This is a genomic window from uncultured Granulicatella sp. (genome assembly GCF_963515615.1).
Lineage (GTDB): Bacteria > Bacillota > Bacilli > Lactobacillales > Aerococcaceae > Granulicatella.
Genome location: NZ_CAUPZT010000070.1, coordinates 1 through 5947, shown reverse-complemented (window position 1 = coordinate 5947; position 5947 = coordinate 1). Strand labels below are relative to the sequence as shown.

General features: G+C 34.2%; 5 protein-coding genes. 1 reads left to right on the top strand and 4 read right to left on the bottom strand.

Going from position 1 to position 5947, the window contains the following annotated elements; genetic code table 11:
* The coding region (gene groL / locus RYL55_RS08250; RefSeq protein WP_315008585.1) for a chaperonin GroEL at positions 1-1601 on the bottom strand (1601 nt) is incomplete at its 3' end.
* 19 nt (positions 1602-1620) lie between these two features.
* Positions 1621-1890 (bottom strand): co-chaperone GroES, encoded by a 270-nt coding sequence (gene groES / locus RYL55_RS08245; protein ID WP_006703485.1) that lies wholly within the window; start codon positions 1888-1890, stop codon positions 1621-1623.
* 158 nt (positions 1891-2048) lie between these two features.
* Here groES and RYL55_RS08240 point away from each other — a divergent pair, with 158 nt between their 5' ends.
* Positions 2049-2333 (top strand): hypothetical protein, encoded by a 285-nt coding sequence (locus tag RYL55_RS08240; protein WP_315008583.1) that lies wholly within the window; start codon positions 2049-2051, stop codon positions 2331-2333.
* A 499-nt stretch (positions 2334-2832) separates the two neighbouring features.
* On the opposite strand, the gene plsX is transcribed toward RYL55_RS08240, so the two are convergent.
* Complete coding sequence (gene plsX, locus RYL55_RS08235; RefSeq protein ID WP_315008581.1) at positions 2833-3834, bottom strand: phosphate acyltransferase PlsX; 1002 nt, start codon at positions 3832-3834, stop codon at positions 2833-2835.
* Positions 3827-5878 (bottom strand): ATP-dependent DNA helicase RecG, encoded by a 2052-nt coding sequence (gene recG / locus RYL55_RS08230; RefSeq protein ID WP_315008579.1) that lies wholly within the window; start codon positions 5876-5878, stop codon positions 3827-3829. The genes plsX and recG overlap by 8 nt, the downstream gene beginning before the upstream one ends.
* Positions 5879-5947: the final 69 nt, after the last annotated feature.

Sequence of the window (5947 nt, the reverse complement as noted above, 5' to 3'; positions counted from 1 at the left end):
GGATCCATTCCAGGCATTGCTGGTGCAGCTGGAATTGGTTTATCAGCCACAACTGCTTCTGTTGTTAATAATAAAGCAGATACAGAAGCTGCATTTTGTAAAGCTGAACGAGTTACTTTAGTAGGGTCTACAATCCCTGCTTCAATCATATTTACCCATTCATCACTTGCTGCATTATATCCAATTCCTAACTCTTGAGCTTTCAAATGAGCCACAATTACAGAACCTTCTAATCCAGCATTTGTTGCAATTTGTCGAAGTGGTTCTTCTAATGAACGAGAAACAATTTTCGCACCTGTTGCTTCGTCCCCTTCTAATTCTAAAGCATCTACTGTTTTTTGAACATTCACTAGTGCAGTTCCACCACCAGAAACGATTCCTTCTTCAACAGCAGCACGTGTTGCATTTAAAGCATCTTCAATACGTAATTTTTTCTCTTTTAATTCTGTTTCAGTTGCAGCACCTACTTTAATAACAGCTACTCCACCTGATAATTTTGCTAAACGCTCTTGTAATTTTTCACGATCAAAATCACTTGTTGTATCTTGTGCTTGAGAACGAATTAAAGCTACACGATTAGAAATTAATTCTTTTGAACCTGCTCCTTCAACAATTGTTGTATTATCTTTAGAAACAACTACTTTTCCAGCTGTACCTAATTGTGCTAAAGTAGCATCTTTTAATTCTAAGCCTAAATCTTCTGTAATGACTTGAGCACCTGTTAATACAGCAATATCTTCTAACATTGCTTTACGACGGTCACCAAATCCTGGAGCTTTAACCGCTACTACATTAAATGTTCCACGTAATTTATTTAACACTAATGTTGGTAATGCTTCTCCATCTACATCATCTGCAATAATTAATAATGCACGACCTTGTTGAACGATTTGTTCTAATAATGGAATAATTTCTTGAATATTAGAAACTTTTTTATCTGTAATTAAAATAAATGGATTATCTAAATGCGCAACCATTTTATCATTATCTGTTACCATATATTGAGATAAGTAGCCACGATCAAATTGCATTCCTTCTACAACATCTAGTTCTGTTTCAATTCCTTTTGATTCTTCAATTGTAATGACGCCATCATTACCTACTTTTTCCATTGCTTCTGCAATTAAACTACCGACTTCTTGAGAACCAGAAGAAATCGCTGCTACTTGAGCAATCGCTTCTTTTGATTCTACCGGGCGAGAAATTTTGTGTAATTCTTCTACAGCAGCACGTGTCGCTAATTCAATCCCACGACGAATGCCTACTGGATTTGCACCTGCAGTAACATTTTTTAATCCTTCACGAACAATTGCTTGCGTTAAAACTGTTGCAGTTGTTGTTCCATCTCCGGCAATATCATTTGTTTTAGAAGCTACTTCTGCAACTAATTTAGCTCCCATATTTTCAAAATGATCTTCTAATTCAATTTCTTTTGCAATGGTTACCCCATCATTTGTAATTAATGGTGAACCAAATGCTTTTTCTAATACAACATTACGACCTTTAGGTCCTAAAGTTACTTTTACTGTATTTGCTAAAATATCTACTCCACGTAGCATCGATGCTCTTGCATCTTCCGAAAATTTAATATCTTTTACCATTTTTCAGTTCCTCACTTTCTTATTGTACAATTGCAATAATATCTTGTTCTTTTACAATAATATATTCTTGACCATCTAATTTAACTTCAGTTCCTGTATACTTTTCAAATACTACACGGTCTCCTACTTGAACTTGACGATCTTTTTCTTCTGTAAATTCACTCACCGCTAATACTGTAGCAAATTGTAATTTTTCTTGTGCTGCAGTTGGTAAAAATAATCCTCCCGCTGTTTTTTCTTCTTGCTCTACCATTTGAATAACGACACGATCTTTTAAAGGTTTTAACATATTCATTCCTCCTTGATTTTTTAGCACTCTTTCGACTCAAGTGCTAACTACATTACTATAGTACTCATTTGGTCAAAAAAAATCAAGAAAAATCACTTGAAAAATTCCTTATAATCTTGTAAGATTTTTTTAAGGAATACTATTAGGGAGGTTTTATTATGATGAGTACAAGAGAGTTTATTGTACATTTTATTTTAGAAATTTTGATTACTAGTTTCTTTATTTTTTTAGCAGTAATACTACTTCCTATTCGTGGCTGGGAATTTTCAACAATTTTTTGTTGTGTTTTTGCTACATTTAGTATTTCAAATGCGCTTCGAATGTTAAAATCTTATCTTGCCATGAGAAAATTCATTAATGAAACAGTGGATATCATTAAAAAAAACTATCCAATGATGGAAGTAGAAGATGAAACTGAAGATGAAGATGCATCAAAAGAATAAGAGGAGGTATCCAATTGAAGAAACGTCTCTTATTCTATTCAATAGGCACTACGTTTATCCTTACCATTCTCGTTCTACTTTATGCGAGCTTAACAAATCAATCTATGTTAGATTTTGTTTATATTGGAAATACTTTAACACTACTAAGTTTTCCTTTTTTAATTATTGGCTTAACTTTATTAGTCATTCAATCTGGAAATTTTGACTTTTTTCTGTATAGTTTTCGTTCAAAGAAAAAAGGCTATGTCCCACAAAAGAAAAAATCGTATCAGTCTATCATTCATTTTTGTTTATGGACTTTTGCATTGTTATGGATTATTTCAATTCTACTAACATTCCCAACATTTTTTAAATAATCAACGAAAAAAGTGACGTCTGCAACAACAGCACGTCACTTTTTTATATCACACGAAAAATTGAGACCAAGGCTCAATTTTTAGGCATGAAACAGCAAAGCTGTTTGCTGCCGTCCTTAGCTACTATAAAGCAAAGTCTATTTCTACTTCTCCTCAAAATAGTCAACCAAATCTTTCACTACACCACTTCGAACAATCGTATCAATTTGCTTCATCGCAAAATAAACACTACTTGCACTAGAAGAACCATGCGCCTTCACCACAGGAGCCTTCAATCCAAATAAAACAGCCCCACCAAATTGAGAATAATCCAAAGTATTTTTCAATAAACGGAAAGTGTCCTTTAATAATAAAGCACCCAGTTTCCCCTTAATACCCTGACTTAAAATATTCTCCTTTAATAAACTCATCATTGTTAAAGCTGTACCTTCAATCGTTTTTAAAACTGCATTTCCTGTAAAACCATCTGTTACAACAACATCTGCAATTCCACTTAAAATTTCTCTTGCTTCAACATTTCCGACAAAATTAATCGATGAATTTTCTTGAAGAAGTGGATACACACTTTTTACTAAATCATTCCCTTTACCTTCTTCAGTCCCATTATTTAATAAACCAACTGTTGGATTATCAATATTTAATACATATTTTGCATAGTAAGAACCTAAGACTGAAAATTGTTCTAAATTTTGTACTTTACATTGAGCATTTGCTCCCACATCCATTAAAATAAATTGACGATTTTCCTTTCCAACAACGGGTAATACTGGCATTAATCCTGGGCGGTCAATCCCTTTAATACGACCAACAATTAATAAACCACTTGCCAATAATCCACCAGTATTTCCTGCTGAAAATAGAGCATCTGCTTCACCGTCTTTCACAGCTTGAGCTGCAACTACCATGGAAGCATCTTTTTTTCGACGAACTGCCTTTACGGGTTCATCTTCACTCGTTACTTTTTCACTACAATGGATGATTCTAATATTCGGCAATGTTTCTGTCATCACCGCTTGGATACTTTCTTGATTCCCATATAATTGAAATTCATTTTCTGGATATTCTTTTGCTGCTTGAATAGCACCTGCTACAATTTCTTTAGGAGCGTTGTCTCCACCCATCGCATCAATGGCAATTCTAACCATTTACAATTTCCTCCGTTTCACGACTTGTTTGTTCGATAAATTCTTGTATTTCTTTATAATCTACACTGTCCTCTTCCTCGATGACAAATGTAATAGCATCTTCTCTTGCTTGTTCTAGTATATCATAATCTTGTACAATGTCAGCCACTTTAAACTCTGGGATTCCTGATTGTCGTAACCCAAAAACGTCACCTGACCCACGTAATTCTAAGTCTTTCTGACTCAGGTAAAATCCGTCTGTTGACTCACACATAATTTGCATTCGTTGTTTTCCTTGCTCTGTTTTAGGAGATGCAATCAAAATACACGTAGAGGCATGTTCACCACGTCCTACTCGTCCTCTTAACTGATGTAATTGAGCTAATCCAAATCGATCCGCATCTAATATGACTATAACAGTAGCATTGGGTACGTCTACACCTACTTCAATAACAGTTGTAGAAACTAGTACTTGCACATCATTCTTTTGGAAAGCAGTCATGACACTTTCTTTTTCATCACTTTTTAACCGTCCATGCAATAATCCTACCGACAAACGATTTTCAAATCGTTTAGAAATCATTTCATAAATTTCAGTCGCATTTTGAACATCTAAATTTTCACTTTCTTCAATTAAAGGAGAGATGACATAAGCTTGTCTTCCTGATTGGACTTGTTTTTCGATATAATCATATACTTTTTCTAACTCTTGTTCTTTAACCCAAAAAGTTTGAATCGGCTGTCTTCCTTTAGGAGCTTCATTTAAGATGGATGTATCCATTTCACCAAAAGTCGTAATGGCTAATGTTCTTGGAATTGGAGTTGCTGTCATTTGCAACACATTTACTCCTATTCCTTTTTGAGCTAATTGTGATCTTTGCTTCACTCCAAAACGATGCTGTTCATCAATGACAATAAACGCTAAATCGTGATAAATGACATCTTCCTGGAATAAAGCATGGGTCCCCACTAAGAGTTGGAGTTCTCCCTGTTGTAATTGTTCTAATAACTGACGTCTTTCTTTTAAAGTTGTAGTTCCGGTAAGTTTTCCAACTTTGAGTTCTGTTTCTTTCGTTAAAGCACAAATGGTTTCGTAATGTTGATCTGCTAATAATTCTGTCGGAACCATTAAACATGCTTGTTTTCCTGTTAAAGCAGTTGCTACCATTGCAATTGTAGCAACAACCGTTTTCCCACTTCCAACGTCTCCTTGTAATAATCGACTCATTTCATACGGAGCTCTTAAATCATAGCAAATTTCATTGACTACTTTCTTTTGTCCTTCTGTTAATGTAAACGGTAATGTTTGAATAAACGCCTTTAATGCGGTATTTTCATATAAAATACTTTGTCCTTGTTTTGAATGATGCCTTTTCTTTTTTAAACTTTGTAATTTTAACTGGTAACAAAATAATTCTTGATATACTAATTGCTGTCTAGATTGTTTTGAATGAGGTTCATCTTTTGGAAAATGCATTCCTTCCACAGCTTCTGGATGCGATAGTAATTGTCTTTTTTTCTGAATGGAAGCTGGTAGTGGATTCGGAATATTTTCTTTATACAGTGGTAAAGCTGTTTGAATCAATTTCAATAATGTACTTTGTCGAATGGATTTATTTGTTCGGTATACCGCTTCAAAATTGGACGTTTCCTCTATATCTTCTTTAGTTGAAATAATTTTCATCCCCATTAAAGTGGAGCGTTTGGCATCCCATTTTCCAAAAATAATACATTCTTGATGTTGGATTAACTTATTTTTCAAATAGGGTTGATTAAAAAAGGAGACTTGGATGACTTGTTCTCCAATCGCCATTCGACAGGAAATTCGGTTTTTCTTAAATCCATAATAATGAACGACTGGTTCTGTTACAATAATTCCTGCCAATGTCACTTTTTCTTGATCCATAATGGTTGAAACATCTCTTACTTGAAGGTCCTCGTATCGAAATGGAAAATGTGTTAATAAGTCATAGATGGTGTCAATTCCTAAGTCATGTAATGGTTCCATTCTTTTAGGTCCGACTCCTGTTAAAAATCTTACGGATTGAAATATTGTTTTATCCACTTCTTCACCTCCAAACATTCTACTCTTTTATAGTTTAGAGAGGAAAAGACATACTGTCAACTGTTGTTT

What these genes read in the sequence shown, in the direction of transcription:
- groES (WP_006703485.1), bottom strand. Translation starts at nt 1,890, where the DNA reads ATGTTAAAACCTTTAAAAGATCGTGTCGTTATTCAAATGGTAGAGCAA.
- RYL55_RS08240 (WP_315008583.1), top strand. Translation starts at nt 2,049, where the DNA reads ATGATGAGTACAAGAGAGTTTATTGTACATTTTATTTTAGAAATTTTG.
- plsX (WP_315008581.1), bottom strand. Translation starts at nt 3,834, where the DNA reads ATGGTTAGAATTGCCATTGATGCGATGGGTGGAGACAACGCTCCTAAA.